This window comes from Paenibacillus sp. S02 (genome assembly GCF_019454065.1).
In the GTDB taxonomy this organism is placed as follows: domain Bacteria; phylum Bacillota; class Bacilli; order Paenibacillales; family Paenibacillaceae; genus Paenibacillus; species Paenibacillus polymyxa_B.
Window position 1 is genome coordinate 1182762 of sequence record NZ_CP073682.1, and the last position, 18992, is coordinate 1201753.

Consider the following 18992-nt stretch of genomic DNA (forward strand, 5'->3'; position numbering starts at 1 on the left):
TACAGACTCACTCATTATACAGCAACAAAACAACCGCACGCAGCTATCGTCAGCATAAGCGCGGTTATTGAGGAGGAATTCCATATTTTAATCAAGGTACATGACCAAAGTAGAAATCTTGAAGGGGAAGCAACAACAGATATTTGAAGAATGGTTTGCCCATCTTACAAGTAGTGAGGAGATGGAAGCCGAGCAAGCACTAAGTGAATTCCGTGGAAAGATAGCATTGGAGATAGGCCCCTACCAGTAGAATTAGGACATTTTTAAGTCCAGAAACTACTGCAGGGGCTTAAGTATAAAAAAATTACCTCACTAAATCAGACCATGCTTTTTAAAGCTGTGAAACAGTCCATCTTCATCCACAGCATCCGTAATGTCATCTGCAATGGCTTTGAGGCCTGGTTTGGCATTTCCCATAGCAATTCCTAGCGCACAATATTCAATCATTTCAGCATCGTTCATCCCGTCTCCGATAGCAATGGTGTCTTCTTGGGATCTTCCCAAATGCTCAATAAGCTTTTCAATAGCTACGGCTTTGTGAATACCGGGAACCATTAGCTCGCCGCTGTCTTGCCCGAAAGCAGATACAGTACATTGAATAACCTCAAATTTCCCTGCAAATTCCTTTTTGATCTGTTCGAAAGGAACATTTTTGTTTTCCAAAAAGCAGGCTTTGTTCACGTCACTACGGTACAGGTTGTCCTCTCCTATAGTTAGGCCAGTGATAAAAGGATGCGGACGTTGTTCTTTTTTTTCTCTGGCTACGGGATCATTGTCCACATCACCATAGATAAGCCGTTCCACATGGGGCAAAAAGTTTTTACTCGCAAACAGTCCCCCGTTCGATTCCAAATAAAAGTCCAAATCATGTTCATCAAAGTAATCGACCATATGTTTAACATCTTCATCCGATACTTTGTGGTGATATAACATCTCGCCTTCGATTTCTACAAAGCCCCCGCCAGCTCCGATGATCCCGTCAAAACCGACCTCCATGATAAAATCATAAATCTCCGCTTTGGATCGGCCAGTGCATAAATAAATCAGATGTCCGTTCTTTCTCGCTTCGATACATGCTGTTTTTGCAGATTCGGGAATCATACCATCATCATCCACTAGCGTTCCATCTATATCTAAAAAGATAATCTTTTTGTTCATCTTAGGCTGCTCCTTGATCTCCAATGTTTTCTTTTATGTTACTACATTTACCGCACTTAAAGTACATATTGAACTGAAAAAACACTAGATAGAAAGAGAGAAACGGATGGAACGAAATGGAAATGGGCAACCCTCTGCTAAAGCGAAAGTTAGGATTTTTGACACCTAAATACGAAACTGGTCATGATTTTGATAACGCTTTCCACAGACCTATTGCTACAATGACGGTATATACCAATTCTAATTACCGGAGGTTGAATGCCGTGTCATTTAAAGTAGCTTTTATTGGAGCAGGAAGCATCGGTTTTACCCGTGGAATTTTACGAGATCTGTTATCGGTGCCGGAATTTAACGATATTGAAGTGGCTTTTACGGATATCAGTCAGCACAATCTGGATATGGTTACTGAGCTCTGCCAGCGGGATATTCGTGAGAATAATTTGTCCATACAAATACAGTCCTCTACGGACCGAAAGATAGCTCTAAAAGATGCCAAATACGTCATTTGTACCATCCGGGTAGGCGGGCTGGAGGGCTTTGCAACCGATGTGGATATTCCGCTGAAATATGGCGTGGATCAATGCGTGGGCGATACACTGTGTGCAGGAGGGATTATGTACGGTCAGCGTGGTATTGCTGAAATGCTGGCCATCTGCAAGGATATCCGCGAGCTAAGTGCACCGGATGTATTGCTGCTGAACTACTCGAACCCGATGGCGATGATTACGTGGGCCTGCAATAAATACAGCGGTGTGCGTACAATCGGCCTATGCCACGGCGTCCAGCATGGGCATCACCAAATTGCCGAGGTGTATGGCCTGGAGAAGCAGGATGTGGACATTGTGTGCGCCGGAATCAATCACCAGACGTGGTACATTCAGGCGTCACATGAAGGCAAGGATCTGACAGCTGGACTGCTGGAGGCTTTTGAAAAACATCCCGAATATAGCCGCACCGAAAAGGTACGCATTGACATGCTTCGCCGTTTTGGCTATTACAGCACAGAGTCGAATGGCCATCTAAGTGAATATGTACCTTGGTACCGGAAGCGTCCGAATGAAATTCTGGACTGGATTGATCTAGGCAGCTGGATCAACGGAGAAACAGGCGGCTATCTGCGTGTATGTACAGAAGGACGTAATTGGTTTGAAACAGATTTCCCTAACTGGATGAAAGAAGATCCATTGGAGTACAAGGCGGAAAATCGCGGTGAGGAGCATGGTTCATACATTATCGAAGGTCTGGAAACCGGACGTGTATACCGGGGGCATTTTAATGTCGTAAATAACGGTGTGATTTCCAATTTGCCGGACGATGCGATTATTGAAGCGCCTGGATATGTGGATCGAAATGGTATCTCCATGCCACATGTAGGAGACCTTCCGCTCGGTCTTGCTGCCGTCTGCAATGTAAGTATTTCCGTCCAGCGTTTGGCTGTTGAAGCGGCTGTACACGGAGATGATAAGCTGCTGCGGCAAGCGTTTATGATGGATCCGCTAGTGGGCGCGGTGTGTAATCCGAAAGAAATTTGGCAGATGGTCGATGAAATGCTGGTGGCGCAGGAAGCATGGCTGCCGCAATACGGAGCAGCGATTGCCGAGGCGCGTCAACGTCTGGCTGCAGGCGATCTGATTCCAACCCGACCTTATGAGGGAGCAGCGCGACTTAAGGTGAAGACGGTTGAAGAAATGCAGCTGGATCGGGATGCCGCCAATAAAAATGCAGGGCAATCCGACAAAGGCAAGGATCGCGAAAAAGTGTAGAACAACAAGAGCAGAGATTGTCTTCACAACAATTAAAGGGTGTTTTCATGGTCATGTGGCCTGAAAACACCCTTTTGCTGTCGATAGATATAACGATTTGGCATAGTTGGCGTTCTGGAGTTTATCGTTGTCGATTTAGGCTGACGGAAATTAAAGAATACAGTCTTGCTTTTTTTGAATTCGCTCTTTTGCTGTCGATCCTAAATCTCCTGAGAGCTTGTCATAGCAGGGAAGTTCAACAAATGAAGGAACCGGTTTCAGAAAAAGAGGTGCCACGACGAACCGTTAAAGTGGCAATTCATATGCCTAATTAATAATGTAGTCCTTAATTTATTCAATTTACAGCAGATTTCCAGCTCACTATAATCTAACATAGGAGGTGACAAAAAGGGGAAAATGTGAGCGCATGGACAAATAGAAAGCGCTTACCTTTCGCAACTATGAACGCCGCTTTTTTTTGGAGAGAGTAGGCGTAACTCACATTTAATCATGTAACAATCAGGTGCCGACATAGGAAGATTCAACAAAATCCACGGAAAGATAGGTGAAGCAATTGAAAACAAAGCAAGTGCTTCGTAAAAGCATGAAGTATGCTTTTGCGCTATCACTCGTCGCAAGCAGCTTTCTACCAGGTGCAGGATTTACGGATAAAATACATGCAGAATCTCATGTGGACAATCCTTACCAAGGGGCGACAAAATACGTTAGTCCTGATTATGCGGCTAGTGTCGACACATCGATTGCCAAGATTACTGATGCCAATCTGAAAGCTAAAATGCAAACTGTCAAAACATTCCCGACAGCCGTATGGCTTGATCGCATCGCTGCCATTAACGGCGGTGGAGGCAAGCTTGGCCTGGAGGCGCATTTGGATCAAGTGTTGGCGCAAAAGAAAGGCAACACACCAATTACGGCAGAGTTTATTGTATATGATCTGCCCGGACGGGATTGTAAAGCCTTGGCTTCCAACGGTGAGCTGCCGCTGACCCAAGCGGGGCTGGAAACGTACAAAAAGGATTATGTCGATAAAATTGCTGCTATTTTTGCCAATCCGAAGTATCAGGATATTCGCATTGTAGCGATTATTGAACCAGATAGCTTACCAAACTTGGTAACCAATTTGGATACTCCTCAGTGTGCGCAAGCCAAATCTACAGGAATTTATGAAGCCGGGATCAAGTATACAATGAATAAGCTGAACGAGATTCCGAATGTGTACAAATACGTGGATATCGGTCACTCTGGCTGGTTAGGTTGGGATAACAATCGTTCAGCAACGGTATCCCTGTTTACAACTATCTTCAAAGATACTAGCAAAGGTCTGTCCAGCGTGGACGGCTTTATCTCGAATACAGCCAATACTTCACCGCTGACAGAACCTAACTTGCCTAATCCAGATTTGAATATCGGTGGACAACCGATCAAATCGTCCAAGTTCTACGAATGGAATCCTAATTTTGATGAATTGCATTTCACAGAGTCATTGCATAAAGATTTTGTCAATGCAGGCTGGCCCAGCTCGCTCGGTATGTTAATTGATACGAGCCGTAATGGATGGGGAGGACCTAACCGTCCGACTGCCGCTGTTGGCAGTGATATTAACTCCTATGTAAACTCAGGCCGTGTAGACAAACGCTCGCATCGCGGCAACTGGTGTAATAGCAGCGGAGCAGGTATGGGTACGCCGCCGCAAACAGCTCCAGCTTCCCATGTCGATGCTTATGTATGGGCGAAACCTCCGGGTGATTCCGATGGTTCCAGCTCGCTCATTCCGAACGATGAGGGTAAAGGCTTTGACCGATACTGTGATCCTACCTATACCACTAAGGATGGCACATTAACAGATGCTTTACCGAATGCACCTATTTCAGGAGCTTGGTTCCATGATCAGTTTGCGATGCTGGTGCAAAATGCATATCCAGCGATTGTCCCTTCATCTGGTGGTGTGGATCCATCACCTACAGCTCCAGCTGTACCGTCAGGCTTAAAGGCAGTTGCGGGCAATGCTCAGGTAACGCTGACTTGGAATGCGTCTACCGGTGCTGATAGCTACACGGTAAAACGTGCCACTAGCGAAGCAGGTCCTTTTACAGCCGTTGCGCCTCTTGTAACGGAAAGAGAGTACACGGATAAGGGGCTGACGAACGGAACAACTTACTTCTATGTTGTAAGTGCTACGAATGCGAAAGGAACAAGTAAGGATTCCGCAACGGTAAGCGCTGAACCTAAAGGTACACCGACTGATCCAACAGAACCTACAGAACCAGCGGGTGATCTGGTTGTAATGTACCGGGCCGGGGACACCGATCCAGCGAATAACGCTGCCAAGCCTTTCTTTAACCTGAAAAATAAAGGGACAACACCTGTGAAGCTGAGTGAGCTCAAAGTCCGCTATTACTTCACGAAAGAAGGCAGCCAAGAGCTGCAATCTGCAGTAGACTATGCGCAAGTAGGCAATGATAACGTGCTGCGTACCTTTACTGACAACTATATTGAAATTGGTTTCAGTGCTGCTGCTGGTACGCTTGCTGCCGGAGCGCAAACAGGTGATATTCAGATCCGCATCAACAAAAGTGACTGGTCTAATCTGGACGAATCCAATGACTACTCCTTCGATCCAACCAAAACCTCTTATGCAGAATGGAACAAAGCAACGTTGTTCCACAATGATAAGCTGGTATGGGGAATCGAGCCTTAGGATTTGGCCAGAACATGTGCCCTTGAGTGATTAAAAAGTATTAAAAGAAGGCTACGGCATAACTGTCGTAGCCTTTTTTTACGTCTTCGAATAAAGAATTTGATGACCAAGGGAATAAGCATTGAAATTGTGTATAATGAAAAAAAGAATGCTGTTCTACTGTGGAGGGTCATCATGAGCAAAAAGTTAATTTTAGATGTAGATACTGGCATTGACGACGCGCTTGCTATTGCGTACGCGGTCCATTCGCCGGAATTGGAGCTACTCGGTATTACAACCACCTTTGGTAATATCTCGGTGGAGGAGGCAACACGTAACTCACTGATTCTGCTGGAAAAACTGGGGGTAGAGGCTCCGGTCGTGTCTGGCGCTCACAAGCCGTATGCTCGGGAGCTGTTCAAGCCTTATTCCCGGCATATTCACGGTGAAGACGGTATTGGCAATCAGTTGAAAGGAGCCCCCTCCCGTCAGGCTGCGTCTGGGGATGCCGCTGATTTTATAATCGGACAGGCTCGTCGCTATGAAGGCAGACTTACCCTGGTAGCTGTGGGACCGCTGACCAATCTTGCGATTGCATTGGATCGCTGTCCCGAATTGCCCCAATTGCTTGACCGCCTGATCATTATGGGCGGCGCGGTCACAGTGAAAGGCAATGTAACTCCGACGGCTGAAGCGAATATTTATGCCGATCCAGAAGCCGCAGCCTATGTGCTGGGAGCGGGCTTTCCGCTTACGCTCGTCGGACTGGACGTCACGATGCAAACGCTGCTTCCCCAGCAGGATGTAGACAAATGGCGTGAGCAAGGGACCGAGCTGGGCGCGTTTATGGCAGATATGACAGATTTTTATATGGAAGCCTATCGCAATTTCAGACCTGGTATTGCAGGCTGTGCATTGCATGATCCACTGGCTGTAGGATTAGCGATAGATTCTAGCTTTGTGGAGGTACGTCCAATGCACATTGCCGTTGAGGTGGGGGATTCCGCTGAAGTTGGTCGCACCCGTGAGGTGCAAAATGAGAACGAAGCTCAAGCACTGGCTACGGTTGATGTGGCACTTAAAGTCGATGCGGAGCGATTTTTGCGTCATTTTCTTAGCCGGGTGGTATAAAAAAATAATTCGAAGATTGCCGATGAACCTGCATCGGCAATCTTTTGTGCATACATGTTTTAAGGGCCTTCATCTAGAGGTGGACTCACTGCTATAAAATCCCATATCATGTTAGAATAGGTATAGTTAGAAAAATTGCCGGACCACAAAGGAGGAGATTCATTGTGTTTTCTGCTGCTCGACGACTGCCTTTGCTGGAACATATGTATAATCATGCCCCGACAGGAATCGTGATTTTGTCGAGGGAGGGGAAGTGCCTGTACGTCAATCCCGCCTTTTGCAAAATGGTCGGATATGAGCAGGAGGAATTACTGGATATCCGGTATTACCATCTCTTGTATAAAGAGGCTCAGGATCAGCAAGGGTTGAGGGAGGCTTACGCAGGTTGGCTAAAGGCTACGGATCAAGTCTATAAGACAGAGCTGCGTTTGAAACATAAAAGGGGAACATCCGTCTGGCTATCGCTGGAATTAACCATATTTGATGATGAGGCTACCGAACAATCTTATTTGATTGCGTATGCAATGGATATCACGGAGAAAAAAGATATGGAGCAGGTGCTCTCGGATAATGAGGATTTGTACATGCTGATTACGGAAAATACGCCGGATGTTATCTCATATAGCACGGCGGACGGCATACTCCAATATATTTCTCCTTCGGTGGAAAAACTCCTAGGCTATACGAAGCAGGAAATGCTCGGCAAAAAGCGGCTCCAATTCTATCATGTTGAAGATGCCGATTATATGCGTGTACATGGACTCTTCAAGGAAACAGGCATCATGAAGCGGCGTGTTCGTCATAAGGACGGGCACTATTTGTGGCTGGAAGTATCGTACCGCATTATTCGGGATGAACAGGGCAGAATCAAGCGAGTACTGTCCATCGGACGCAACATCACAGAGCGCCAGAAGAGCGAGGAGAATTTGGCAAAAGCTCAACGGTTGGCGATGTTCGGCTCATGGGACTGGGATCTGGTCAACAATGTTATGCATTTCTCCAAGGAATTTCGCAGCATTTTTGGTTATCGTGTCAAGTCGGTTGAAACAAGTATTGACGCGTTCATGGCGGCTGTTCATCCAGAAGATACAGAGCGCATGAAACAGATTATCACCAACGTTATATTAAAGGGAGTTCACGAAGAAACCTTTTACCGGATTGTATTACCGAATGGGGAACAAAAGGTACTGCGTTCAATCTGGGAAGCTGAAATGGACGAGCATGCAGGCAAGCCCGTTCAAGTGGTCGGTATGATCCAGGATGTTACAGAGCACCGGGAAATGGAGCAGCGTCTGCGCGAAAGTGAAAACCGTTATAGGTCACTGTTTCAGCATAATCCACTCGGGATATGCGCCGTGAATATGGAAGGTCATATCTTGAGCGTGAATCCGAGCTTGGAGGAGCTTACGGGTTATACGAGGGATGAGCTGCTTGGGGCTGACATACTTATCATGGCTTCCTCTGAGGAACAGGACAAAATCAAGCGTCACATGGAGCTGGCCAAGCAGGGTGAGACGCAAACCTATGAATCGGAATTTATACATAAGGAGGGGGAGCGTCTATTCATCAAGATGACGAATATCCCGATTTTCGTGCAAGAGGAAATTGTAGGCTGCTACGGGATTATAGAAAATGTTACCCCTCTTAAAAGCTACATTGCTCAAATTGAAAAGCTCAGTAATGAGCATTCGCTTATTTTGAATGCCGTATCCGAAGGAATTGTGGGTTTAAGTACCGAAGGACATGTCCGCTTTATGAACCCGGCAGCTGTCGAGATGTTCGGCGTAGGATCGGCCAATCCGCTGAATGGCGCATGCATAGACATGATCCTCCATGCTGACGAAATTGGCAGTCATTTTCCGGACGAACAGTCCTCTATTCTTCAAGCGATTCGAAGCGGAGCCTCTTATCAGGCAGAGGAAGCTGTATTTTGGAAAAAAGGCGGGTCCAGCTTTCTGGCCTCCTATCGAATCAGCCCTTTGATGGATAATGGCGAGCGAAAAGGGGCTGTGATGGTTTTTGTAGACAGGACGAATGAAAAGGAGATCATTCGTGCCAAGGAGTCTGCCGAACGCGCCGATCGTGCCAAGTCAGAGTTTCTTTCTGTGATGAGTCATGAGCTCCGTACACCGATGAACGGCATTATAGGCATGGCGGGGTTACTGGCAGATACTGAATTGGATGAGGAGCAGCGTAGCTATATAGACATTATTACCAGTAGCAGCGGTGCTTTAATGCAGATATTGAACGAGATACTGGATTTGAGCAAAATCGAAGCTGGCAAAATGTCTTTGCTGCACGAGTCCTTTGTGCTAGATGATGTGGTGGGCAGTGTGGCTGACCTATTCATGACGCAGGCTATGGAAAAAGGCATTGAGCTGGAATGGCATGTGGATCAGGAAATGCCGGGGATGCTGGTCGGTGATCATGTGCGTATTCGACAGGTGCTGGTGAATTTGGTGAGCAATGCGATCAAATTTACGGAGCGAGGACGTGTAAATATCTTTGTGGAGAGAAAGGCTTACAGCCGTCGTAAAAATAGATGCCTGATTGAGTTCAGTGTAACGGATACTGGAATCGGTATCCCAGCAGACCGCCAGCATCTATTGTTTCAGCCTTTTTCCCAGCTTCATCCGGCACTGAACCGAAAATATGGAGGGACAGGACTAGGATTGTCCATCTGTAAAAACTTGGTCAAGCTGATGGGGGGTTCCATTGGTGTGGATAGCGATGAGGCCAGAGGAGCGACGTTCCGGTTCCAGCTGGATCTTAAGCTGCCGGAAGGTTCAACGCTTGCGAATATAAGCCGTGATGAACCTTATGAGTCAAAGGAAGGCTAAAAAGAGATAGCCGTGATGCATGATGCATCACGGCCATTTTTGTAAGGAATACCCAAAGAAAAGATTGACAAACTGTTCTAACTGTACTATTAATGATAGTACAGTTAGAACAGTTCAGTATATACAAGTGAATCAGAATAAGTCTTGAAAGGAGGAAGTCCATGTTCGAGCTGGATATCCGCAGCCGCAAGCCGATCTACGAACAGCTTATGGACAGGGTAAAGGAAATGATCGTGTACGGATCACTTCAGCCGGATGAGCAATTGCCTTCCGTACGGACATTGTCCGCTCAGCTAACGGTGAATCCGAATACGATTCAGAAGGCATATCGAGAGTTGGAACGAGAAGGATACATTTATTCCGTTCAAGGCAAAGGCAGTTTTGTCACCCCTGCCGAGCATCAGCCGCAGCAAATAAAGCGGGATGAGATTCGGGCAGCGCTGTTGAAGCAGATGATCGAAGCCGTCCATTTCGGTTTTACACAGCAGGAAGTGGACGACATATACGTGGAAGCTATACAAACAAAGGAAAGGGGGATGTCCCTTGATTGAATTAAGGGAAGTCACAAAGACATTTACAGAAGAAAAGGCTGTCGATCAGCTCGCCCTTACGGTGAAGAAGGGCTCTATTTTTGGGTTGCTGGGCTCGAACGGGGCTGGGAAAACAACACTGCTCAAAATTATCGCCGGGATTTACCGACCGGATGCAGGAAAGGTACTGATTGGCGGACAGTCCGTATATGAGCAGCCTGAAGTCAAGCAGCGCATTCTGTTTATGCCAGACACCCCCTATTTTTTTCCACAAGCGACAATTCGTCAGATGGCCCGGTTTTACCGCTCTATCTATCCGAACTGGAGCGAGGAACGCTACATACAGCTTACGGAGATTTTTAAGCTAGATCCTAAACGAAAGCTTCACCGTTTTTCCAAGGGGATGAAGCGTCAGGCTGCTTTTTTGCTTGCCTTGAGCTGTATGCCTGAGCTGCTCATTTTGGATGAACCGATTGATGGGCTGGACCCGGTGATGCGTAGAATGATCAAAAATTTACTGTTCCAGGAAACCGCTGCACGCGAGATGACCGTCGTGATCTCATCTCATAATTTGCGTGAAATAGAAGACATGTGTGATCACGTCGGCATTATGCACCAGGGGCGGATGCTGCTGGAAAAAGAGGTCGACGACCTCAAGTCTGATACGCATAAGGTACAGGTTGCTTTTCGTGACAGCACGCATGAGGAAGCCGTATGTGGACAACTTTCGGTTGTACATAAGGAGCGGAGGGGCAGTGTTCTGCTGCTTATTATCCGGGGTGAACGAGATCGGATTGCAGAGACGATTGAAGCGTATGAGCCGCATGTGTTCGATTTGCTGCCGTTGACGCTTGAAGAAATTTTCATTTATGAAATGGAGGACGCAGGTTATGACATCCAACCGATTCTTCTGTAGCGGCGGCGTAATTCGCCAAAGCCTGAGACAGCATGGCTGGATCGGTCTGTTGTACTTGGTGGGATTATTGTTTACGGTACCTTTGCCGTTATTTATGAGTATTGGTGATGAGCAGCCGCGAACGGTTTTAAGAAGCTTGTTCGATAGTGCAAACTCAGGTAATGAATTGCAAAATTTGATTTTATTTACTGTACCGGTGTTGGCGGGTGTGATGCTGCTTCGTTTTATTCAACGACAGGGTTCATCGGATCTATACCATAGCCTACCTTTGCGTAGAGAGCATCTATTAACGGCACATTTCATTAGCGGTCTTATACTTTTACTTGTACCTGTATGGCTGACTGCGGGAGTAACTGTTTTGGTAAACACGTCGGCCGAACTGCCTTATATTTTTCATATCAATGATATCGGATCATGGGCTTTGGTCGTCTCGGTCATTACGATTTTCCTCTTTACCTTTACCGTGTTTGTAGGCATTTGTGTGGGACAATCGCTACTACAGACCGTAGTAGTATATATTTTGCTGTTATTACCTTATTACCTGTCAACCATGATTAGTCGTCTTCTGGAGCGTAACTTGTATGGTTATGTGCAGGTGCGAGAAACCATTGTTCAATATATAAATGGTGGGGAGTACCGTAGTAGTAATAATACGTGGGAAAAAATTTCACCGCTGATACGTATTTCAGATTTGCAGCAAACCCCCTTTTCTTACATGGAGCTACTTGCCTATATCGGTCTCTCCCTACTGTTTGTCGCTTTGAGTTATGGATTGTATCGTAAACGGTTGGTCGAGAAGGCGACTCAGGCGATGGCATTTACCTTCTTTCAACCCTTTTTCAAGGCAGGGGTTATACTGTGCTCCATGCTTGTACTAGGCGACTATTTTCATAAGACAGGTAGCAGAGGAGAAAATTGGTCCATTTTTGGATATGTACTTGGAGCTATTTTAGGTTATGTCATTGTTGAGATGGTCATCCGCAAAACCTGGCAAATTGCACGTGTTCGTGCTTTGGTGGAACTGGTCGTTTACGGTGTGATCATGGGGTTGGTCATATACATCCCGATTTCAGGTTGGTTAGGCTATGAGGGACGGATTCCAACGGCACACTCGGTAGAAAAAGTTTATGTGGGGCAAGAGGTACCTCTAGGGGGAGATGCAGAAAAAGAAGCGTATTTTTCCCAAGACAGGGCCTATATTGCTTCTGTGCTGAATTTACATCGTGAACTCGTACGTGCACATGCAGCTGGCGAGAAGTCGTTGTCCAAAAACCTAGCCGTCGAAATGGCAGTCATAGTCTACCATCTGGATGATGGTTCCATCATGACTCGGCGCTATACATTCCCTGAGAAACCTTTCCGGACAGAACTGACTAAAGTGATGGAAGCAGAGCCATATAAAACGGTAAGATACAAACTGGATAAGCTGCAAGGGAAAGCAGAAACGATCAATATCCAATCAGTAGATGATAACGAACGACGAGTGGTTTTGACCGATCCGAAAGAAATTCATGAATTTGAAGCTGTACTCAAAGAAGAAGTTTTAAATATGAGTTATAGCGAAATACAATCAGATCGATATCCCTTGGGGAGTGTTTCCATTACAAACAAAGAGTCATCCCTTACCAAGGACGAGCCGAAATGGAATCGTGAACTTTCATTTAATTGGCCAGCTTCTTTTCACAAGCTTACAGGTTGGTTGGGGCAAAAGGGGTATGCGGATAAGGTCATCATTCATTCCAAGGATATTTTGTCTATACGGGCTGTTCCTATTATTTCTCAGGAGATGGAGCCTTATCAGCCCAATCAGTATATTGAAGACTATAAACTATTTAAAAGCATTCAACAGAAGCACAAAGCAACAACCATTGAAGATTCGAAGCTTTGGAGCACTGTACTGGAAAAGCGCAGACCTTATAACCTTACTCCAAAAATAGAGAAAGGCACTTATATGTTTCAAGTTAAGGTTAAGCCTTTATACAGTTCAGATGCCCACACAGGCTATTACTTGTTAACTCCGAAAGATATGACACCGGAGCTTGCAAAGGCTTTACCGACAGTTCCTTAAAATTCGATACAAAAAAGGCCTTTCCCGTGGGGGGAGGCCTTTTTGCCATATGTAGCTTGAATGCCTCCTCGTTCGAATGATCGGATAAGGACATTTTTATCCTCCTCTCGTATACTAATCTTTACCATAATTGTACAATGAAGAAGCAATGGCTTACAGTCTCATTTCATTCATTAGATATAGGGGGATGTACATGTCTGATCCAAAGGGAGTTATAACCAAGCCGGAAAAGGACGAGTCTGTGCGGATAGCATGGTTTTGGCCATGGCTGGGCGGTACGTTTATGTTTGGATTGTTTTCAGTCATGTTTAATGTAGTTTGGAGTATGGTTGTGGCACCCCAAGTGCAGCTTCTGCTGAGGCATGAAGGTGTGACGGATACAACTGTGATTGTAATACTGCTTCTATATGCATGGATTATCGGTCTCATCTTTGCAGCTTATGGTGCCTTGAGTGCACGTATGTCCAGCATGGGCAAGCTTTCGCTGATGCTGACTGGGCTATTATCATTATTATGTGGTCTGTGGTTGTGGATTATAGGAATACAAGGGTCTGGTGGTCAACCTGCTGAAGTGTGGGGAGGGGCGTGGGAACTCTTTTCACTCTATCACGCTTGGGCGGAGCCTGTGTTGGAGGTATTGGGTCCATATACGCAGCATGGTGAAATTTGGTTTCTACTGGCTGCACTGCTGCCGATAGCTGGCATGGTAGTAGGAGTTGGGGTGGATCGTTATCCAGCGCTAACCGACAAGAATGGTAAGGTGGATCATAGATGGCAATGGATTGTTGCGGCAATATCTGCTGCGCTCGTCATTGTGCTGACGATTACACTGATGCTTCCTCAACGCCCGTACATTGCAGAGAAGGATTTTCCGGTAGTTGACGGGGCTACGGCGGCCATTCCTTTTGCGCAGGATATGCTGCATGAACTGACTGGAATGAGCAAGGCGCGAGCGGCGCACGAACTGAGATTCAACACGACCCATCAGGCATATGTCAATTTAATCGAAAAGAAGGTGGATCTAATTCTGGTGGCCGGTCCTTCCGATGAGGAACTGCGTCTGGCAAAAAGCCGGGGAATACAAATGAGGCTCACACCCATTGGGTGGGATGCGTTTATTTTTCTCGTGCATCAAGACAATCCGGTTGACGGACTTTCTTCGGAGCAGGTTCGTCGCATATATGAAGGGGCTATCCATAATTGGAATGAAGTAGGGGGCAAGGATCAGCCGATCATTGCTTATCAGCGAGAAGAAAATTCAGGCAGTCAGACATACATGCAAAAGAAAGTGATGGCAGGCCATGAGATGGCTGACCCGCCACGTGAACTACAAATTGGCATTATGGGTGGTATGATTAATGCAGTCGCAGACTTTAACAAGGATCACAACGCGCTCGGATATTCATTTTATTATTTTGCAAATGTGATGCATAATCGTCAAGAGGTCAAATTTTTGTCTATTGATGGAGTAGAGCCGAACAAAGAACACATTCGCTCGAAACAATATCCATTCACAGCTCGACTGTTCGTGGTCACACGGGAAGGCGAGAAACCAAGCCCTTCGATGCAACGATTACTCGAATGGCTGCAAAGCGAAGAAGGAACTCGGGCCATCGAAAAAGGCGGCTTTGTTCCTGTAAACTCGTAAACCTGAAACGATGGTTCGCATACAGCCACCCGTATATTCACCTTAAGAGTGAAACGAAGACAGCAGGGTAATACATAGAATATGCTTTGCTGTGAATACAATACCCGCACAGCATGTATATCACCAACATAAGGGGATGAACGAAAATGAAGAAAAAAACATCGGTATGGGTGCTTTTGCTCGCCGTAGCCATAGTGACAGCGGGGTGTGAAACAGGCTCGCAAACAGGACAAACGGCTCAAAATGAGCAAAAGGGTGCCGCCTCGGCACAAGCGAATGGTTCGGGAACAACTGTAGATACACCGAAAACAGGAGGACAAGCAACCACAGACACTACGATAGCGAAAGTCCGCATGGACAATATTACCGCACTGCGTTTGATCGACGGCCAATCCGGTTGGATCGGCGGAAATGGCTGGATTGCCCGAACGGACGCGGCTGCATCCGGTTCAGTCGGATCGACGTGGAATGTGCAATATCAGGGCCAAGGTACGGTTCAGCAGATTTTTGCCTTGAACGGACAGCAGGCCTGGGCTGTTATGGCAGACAGCGGATCGCTGCTGGCCACTCACGATGGCGGCAAACGCTGGGAGGTTGTCGGGACTGTACCTGAGCAAGGACAAGCGGGCTTTTTACACTTTGTATCATCCAAGGAAGGGTTCAGTGGTAGCCAATATACGAAGGATGGCGGGCAAAGCTGGTCTTCGCTCCCCGTGCCTGGCCACATGGTAGGACAGCCATATTACCATGATCGGCAAAACGGCTGGGCGGTTACGCAGGACACAGACCGTTCGTTTCAGATTTTACACACTGTTAACGGGGGCCAAAAGTGGACTACTGTCAAGTCACGCACAACGGAGGCGCCTCTAAATGGAGCCATTATTCGTTCGGTAGAACGTGGCAACGCATGGATCGAGCTGGTTGGAGATACGGGGATGAATCAGACGTCGTATTCGCTTTGGCATACTGCCGATAGTGGACAAAGCTGGCGTGCTGTGCTGGCGAATGGCACCGCTGGCGGCGGTCCGGCACCAGGTATTAGCCAGCAAGAGAACCAGGTTCCCAAAAATGAAGGGGCTGCACCAGGTATGCTCTATCCGGTTAATAGCAGTACCGCATGGATGGGTGGCTACTGCGCACCGTGCGACAAGCCCAATACCATAGGCTGGACGACTGACGGCGGCAAGACGTGGAACAATGGCAAGCAAGGCTTTGACGGTTATGGCGGTCAGCAAATCGGGATGGCAAATGCCAAGGAAGGCTGGGCTATTTTCTCAGATTCAGAGCAGGCCCCAGTTATGTACACCACCTCGGATGGTGGACAGCATTGGACGCAGAGCCATGTATTTGACAAGCCTGTGGCATCAGGATCCTAAGGAGGGATGAATATGAGCCATCATAAGAAAAGTGTGATTACCTGGACTGACGGTCGTGAAGTGCCGCTAATCGGGCAGGGCACGTGGCATATGGGTGAAAAAGCATCACTCCGCCAGGAAGAAGTGCGCGCGCTTCAACTTGGCTTAGAGCTGGGCATGACGCTGGTGGACACGGCTGAAATGTATGCGGAGGGCGGCGCAGAAGAGATCGTCGGAGAGGCCATTCGGGGTCGCCGGGACGATGTCTATCTTGTTAGCAAGGCTTATCCTCATCATGCGGACCGCCAAGGACTGGCTCAAGCGTGCGAAGCGAGCCTAACCCGAATGGGAACGGAGTACGTGGACATGTATCTGTTGCATTGGCGCGGGAATATTCCGCTGGAAGAGACGATACAAGGCATGGAAAAACTGCGTGAGCAGGGCAAAATCCGCAGCTGGGGAGTGTCCAATCTGGACAAGTCCGACATGGAGGAGCTATGGAGCTTAAGTGGAGGCGAAGCCTGCGCTGTCAACCAAGTGCTGTATCACGCAGCTTCGCGGGGCATCGAATATGATTTGCTACCTTGGAGCCGTACGCATGGGGTGCCTGTGATGGCCTATTGCCCGATTGCCCAAGGTGGCCGCCTGCGACGGGGGCTGCTGGAGCATCCCGTTATGATAGACATTGCTGCCAGCCACGAGGTAACTCCATCCCAAGTTGCGCTTGCGTGGGTCATACGGGATGGTGATGTCTGGGCAATTCCAAAGGCGGTGCAGGAATCGCATGTACGACAAAATGCAGCGGCAGCCAGTATTCGGCTCACTCCTGAACAACTTCAACAAATAGACGAAGCTTTTCCTCCGCCAACGCGGAAGCAGCCGCTGGATATTGTTTGAGGAAGGAGGAGCCCATGACAGAGCGAGAGACAGAACTGCATGAGGTAGATGATCATCTGGATTATGGATTATCTGTTGTATTCATCGGCTTTAATCCCAGCTTGAAATCAGGCGAGGTAGGACATCATTATGCGAATCCGCGCAACCGCTTTTGGCGCATACTGGAGGGAGCAGGCTTGACACCTCGCTTGTACGATCCATCGGAAGATCGGGAGCTGCTAAAGCTGGGCTTCGGCTTTACGAACATTGTTTCTCGTCCCACGAGGGGAGTAGAGGATATTGCACGCGAGGAATACGCCGAAGGACGTCTAAAGCTATACGAGAAGCTAAAGGAATACCGCCCGAAGGTTGCTTGCTTTGTCGGCAAAGGCGTGTACACCGAATACAGTAAAAAATCCAAAGTAAATTGGGGATTTCAGCCTGAACCGCTAATTCCCGAGATGCATGAATTTGTGGCACCTTCGTCTAGCGGACTGGTGCGCATGTCGCTAGACGAAATCACAGATATTTATCGCCATCTTCAAACGTTCCTTTCGTCAGAAATCGTCTGAAATGCAGTAAGTACGGTGAATACAGCTAGCACAAAAAGAACCACACGCTTCAGTCCCTGCTGGGAAGAGCGTGTGGTTCTTTGAGCTGTTTCTATTGTAAGGCTTTCGCCTGCCATGCCTGTTCCACGGGAACATAAGGATATCCCAGATCACGTGCGACTGCTTCGTAGGTAATATGTCCGTTCAGGACATTGGTGCCGCTAAGCAGTGGCTTGCTTCTGCGAAGCGCCTCCTGCACACCCAAATCTGCGAGCTGGAGAGCAAAGGGGAGCGTCGCGTTCGTCAGAGCGAGCGTCGAGGTTTGCGGTACCGCGCCCGGCATGTTTGCTACCGCATAGTGAATGACGCCATGCTTCACATAGGTAGGCTGATCGTGTGTCGTGATGTGGTCAATCGTCTCGACTATGCCGCCTTGATCGATGGCGACATCCACAATCACAGAGCCGGGCTGCATCGTCTGTACCATGGCTTCCGTTACGAGCCGCGGGGCTTTGGCACCAGTGATTAGGACAGCACCGATCAGCAAATCACTTTGCGCCACGGCTTCAGCAATGTTGGACGGGGTGGACACCAGCGTATGGAGCTGATTGCCAAAAATATCGTCTAGTTGGCGCAGTCTTTGCAGGCTCAGGTCTATTAGTGTCACATCTGCCCCGAGACCGATGGCGACCTTGGCAGCATTGGTGCCGACCACCCCTCCGCCAATAATGGTCACTTTACCGCGTTTGACCCCCGGCACACCTGCCAGCAGGATGCCTTTGCCACCCTTTGGTTTTTCCAGCAGTTGTGCTCCAATTTGTACAGCCATTCGTCCGGCAACCTCACTCATCGGGGTAAGCAGTGGAAGGCTGCCTTCAACATCTAGCGTCTCATAGGAAATGGCGGTTACGCCGTTGGCTGTTAAAGCGCGGGCCAGTGCTGGCTCGGCAGCCAAATGCAGATAGGTGAATAAAATCAATCCTGGTCGAAAATACCCGTATTCAGAGGGGAGAGGCTCTTTTACCTTGATAATCAGATCCGCCTGGGACCACACGTCCGCAGCTTGCTGCACAAGAGTCGCACCCGCAGTGGCATAATCTCCATCCGTAAAGCCGCTTTCAACACCTGCATGGCTCTCCACAAATACGTGATGTCCGTGTTGAATCAGTTGAGCTGCACCTGCTGGCGTTAGAGCGACACGATTTTCATTGTTTTTAATCTCTTTCGGAACCCCAATTTTCATTTCATTCACCTCTCCTAAAAATAATTGTTAAGAAAATTACACTATCATTTTTGTGCAGCCTGCCGATTAGTTACATGGACTCAAGCCGATAAATGCAATTCATGTTAGATTAGGTACAGTTTACAAGGGGTGAAGCTCCTTGGCATCATACATTTTGTCGGATTATCTGACTTAAAGGCTCGACTTTCTGATGAATATATGTCATATAAAATGACATAAAGACATATACATAAGGA

Annotated in this window: 15 protein-coding genes; 13 read left to right on the plus strand and 2 right to left on the minus strand. The window is 47.5% G+C overall.

The window, feature by feature from the left end; all coding sequences use genetic code 11:
• Window positions 1–100: 100 nt before the first annotated feature.
• A complete protein-coding gene (locus KAI36_RS05265) occupies window positions 101–250 on the plus strand; it encodes a hypothetical protein (RefSeq protein ID WP_196233344.1) in 150 nt (49 codons plus the stop codon).
• Window positions 251–312: 62 nt separating this feature from the next.
• Here the strand turns inward: KAI36_RS05265 and KAI36_RS05270 are convergent, their stop codons facing one another.
• The gene (locus KAI36_RS05270) at window positions 313–1158 is read right to left on the minus strand and encodes a Cof-type HAD-IIB family hydrolase (RefSeq protein ID WP_023987289.1); all 846 of its coding nucleotides are present in this window, start codon (window positions 1156–1158) and stop codon (window positions 313–315) included.
• A 263-nt stretch (window positions 1159–1421) separates the two neighbouring features.
• Between KAI36_RS05270 and melA the strand changes: the two genes are divergently transcribed.
• From melA to KAI36_RS05330, 12 genes are all read left to right on the plus strand, one after another.
• Window positions 1422–2921, plus strand: a complete 1500-nt coding sequence (gene melA, locus KAI36_RS05275; RefSeq protein ID WP_025722853.1) for an alpha-glucosidase/alpha-galactosidase — start codon at window positions 1422–1424, stop codon at window positions 2919–2921.
• 17 nt (window positions 2922–2938) lie between these two features.
• Window positions 2939–3235, plus strand: coding sequence for a hypothetical protein (locus tag KAI36_RS05280; RefSeq protein WP_167686377.1), 297 nt, complete (start codon window positions 2939–2941; stop codon window positions 3233–3235).
• Window positions 3236–3465: 230 nt separating this feature from the next.
• The gene (locus KAI36_RS05285; RefSeq protein ID WP_220027153.1) at window positions 3466–5619 is read left to right on the plus strand and encodes a glycoside hydrolase family 6 protein; all 2154 of its coding nucleotides are present in this window, start codon (window positions 3466–3468) and stop codon (window positions 5617–5619) included.
• A 174-nt stretch (window positions 5620–5793) separates the two neighbouring features.
• Window positions 5794–6729 (plus strand): nucleoside hydrolase, encoded by a 936-nt coding sequence (locus tag KAI36_RS05290; RefSeq protein ID WP_220027154.1) that lies wholly within the window; start codon window positions 5794–5796, stop codon window positions 6727–6729.
• A gap of 164 nt (window positions 6730–6893) precedes the next feature.
• Window positions 6894–9569: a PAS domain S-box protein gene (locus KAI36_RS05295; protein ID WP_220027155.1), complete on the plus strand. Its 2676-nt coding sequence runs from the start codon at window positions 6894–6896 to the stop codon at window positions 9567–9569.
• A 161-nt stretch (window positions 9570–9730) separates the two neighbouring features.
• Window positions 9731–10120: a GntR family transcriptional regulator gene (locus KAI36_RS05300; RefSeq protein ID WP_023987294.1), complete on the plus strand. Its 390-nt coding sequence runs from the start codon at window positions 9731–9733 to the stop codon at window positions 10118–10120.
• Complete coding sequence (locus KAI36_RS05305) at window positions 10113–11015, plus strand: ABC transporter ATP-binding protein (RefSeq protein ID WP_220027156.1); 903 nt, start codon at window positions 10113–10115, stop codon at window positions 11013–11015. Before KAI36_RS05300 ends, KAI36_RS05305 begins: the two co-directional genes overlap by 8 nt.
• Window positions 10990–13083, plus strand: a complete 2094-nt coding sequence (locus KAI36_RS05310; RefSeq protein ID WP_220027157.1) for a DUF6449 domain-containing protein — start codon at window positions 10990–10992, stop codon at window positions 13081–13083. Before KAI36_RS05305 ends, KAI36_RS05310 begins: the two co-directional genes overlap by 26 nt.
• Window positions 13084–13276: 193 nt before the next feature.
• Window positions 13277–14731, plus strand: a complete 1455-nt coding sequence (locus KAI36_RS05315) for a PstS family phosphate ABC transporter substrate-binding protein (RefSeq protein ID WP_220027158.1) — start codon at window positions 13277–13279, stop codon at window positions 14729–14731.
• Window positions 14732–14877: 146 nt separating this feature from the next.
• Window positions 14878–16107 (plus strand): beta propeller repeat protein, encoded by a 1230-nt coding sequence (locus KAI36_RS05320; RefSeq protein ID WP_220027159.1) that lies wholly within the window; start codon window positions 14878–14880, stop codon window positions 16105–16107.
• Between the two features lie 12 nt (window positions 16108–16119).
• Window positions 16120–16983 carry an aldo/keto reductase gene (locus KAI36_RS05325; protein ID WP_220027160.1) on the plus strand — a complete coding sequence of 288 codons (864 nt, stop codon included), beginning with the start codon at window positions 16120–16122 and terminating at the stop codon, window positions 16981–16983.
• A gap of 14 nt (window positions 16984–16997) precedes the next feature.
• On the plus strand, window positions 16998–17534 hold the full coding sequence (locus tag KAI36_RS05330; protein WP_220027161.1) for a mismatch-specific DNA-glycosylase: 537 nt from the start codon (window positions 16998–17000) through the stop codon (window positions 17532–17534).
• Between the two features lie 91 nt (window positions 17535–17625).
• Here the strand turns inward: KAI36_RS05330 and ald are convergent, their stop codons facing one another.
• Window positions 17626–18756 carry an alanine dehydrogenase gene (ald, locus tag KAI36_RS05335; protein WP_220027162.1) on the minus strand — a complete coding sequence of 377 codons (1131 nt, stop codon included), beginning with the start codon at window positions 18754–18756 and terminating at the stop codon, window positions 17626–17628.
• Between the last annotated feature and the right edge of the window lie 236 nt (window positions 18757–18992).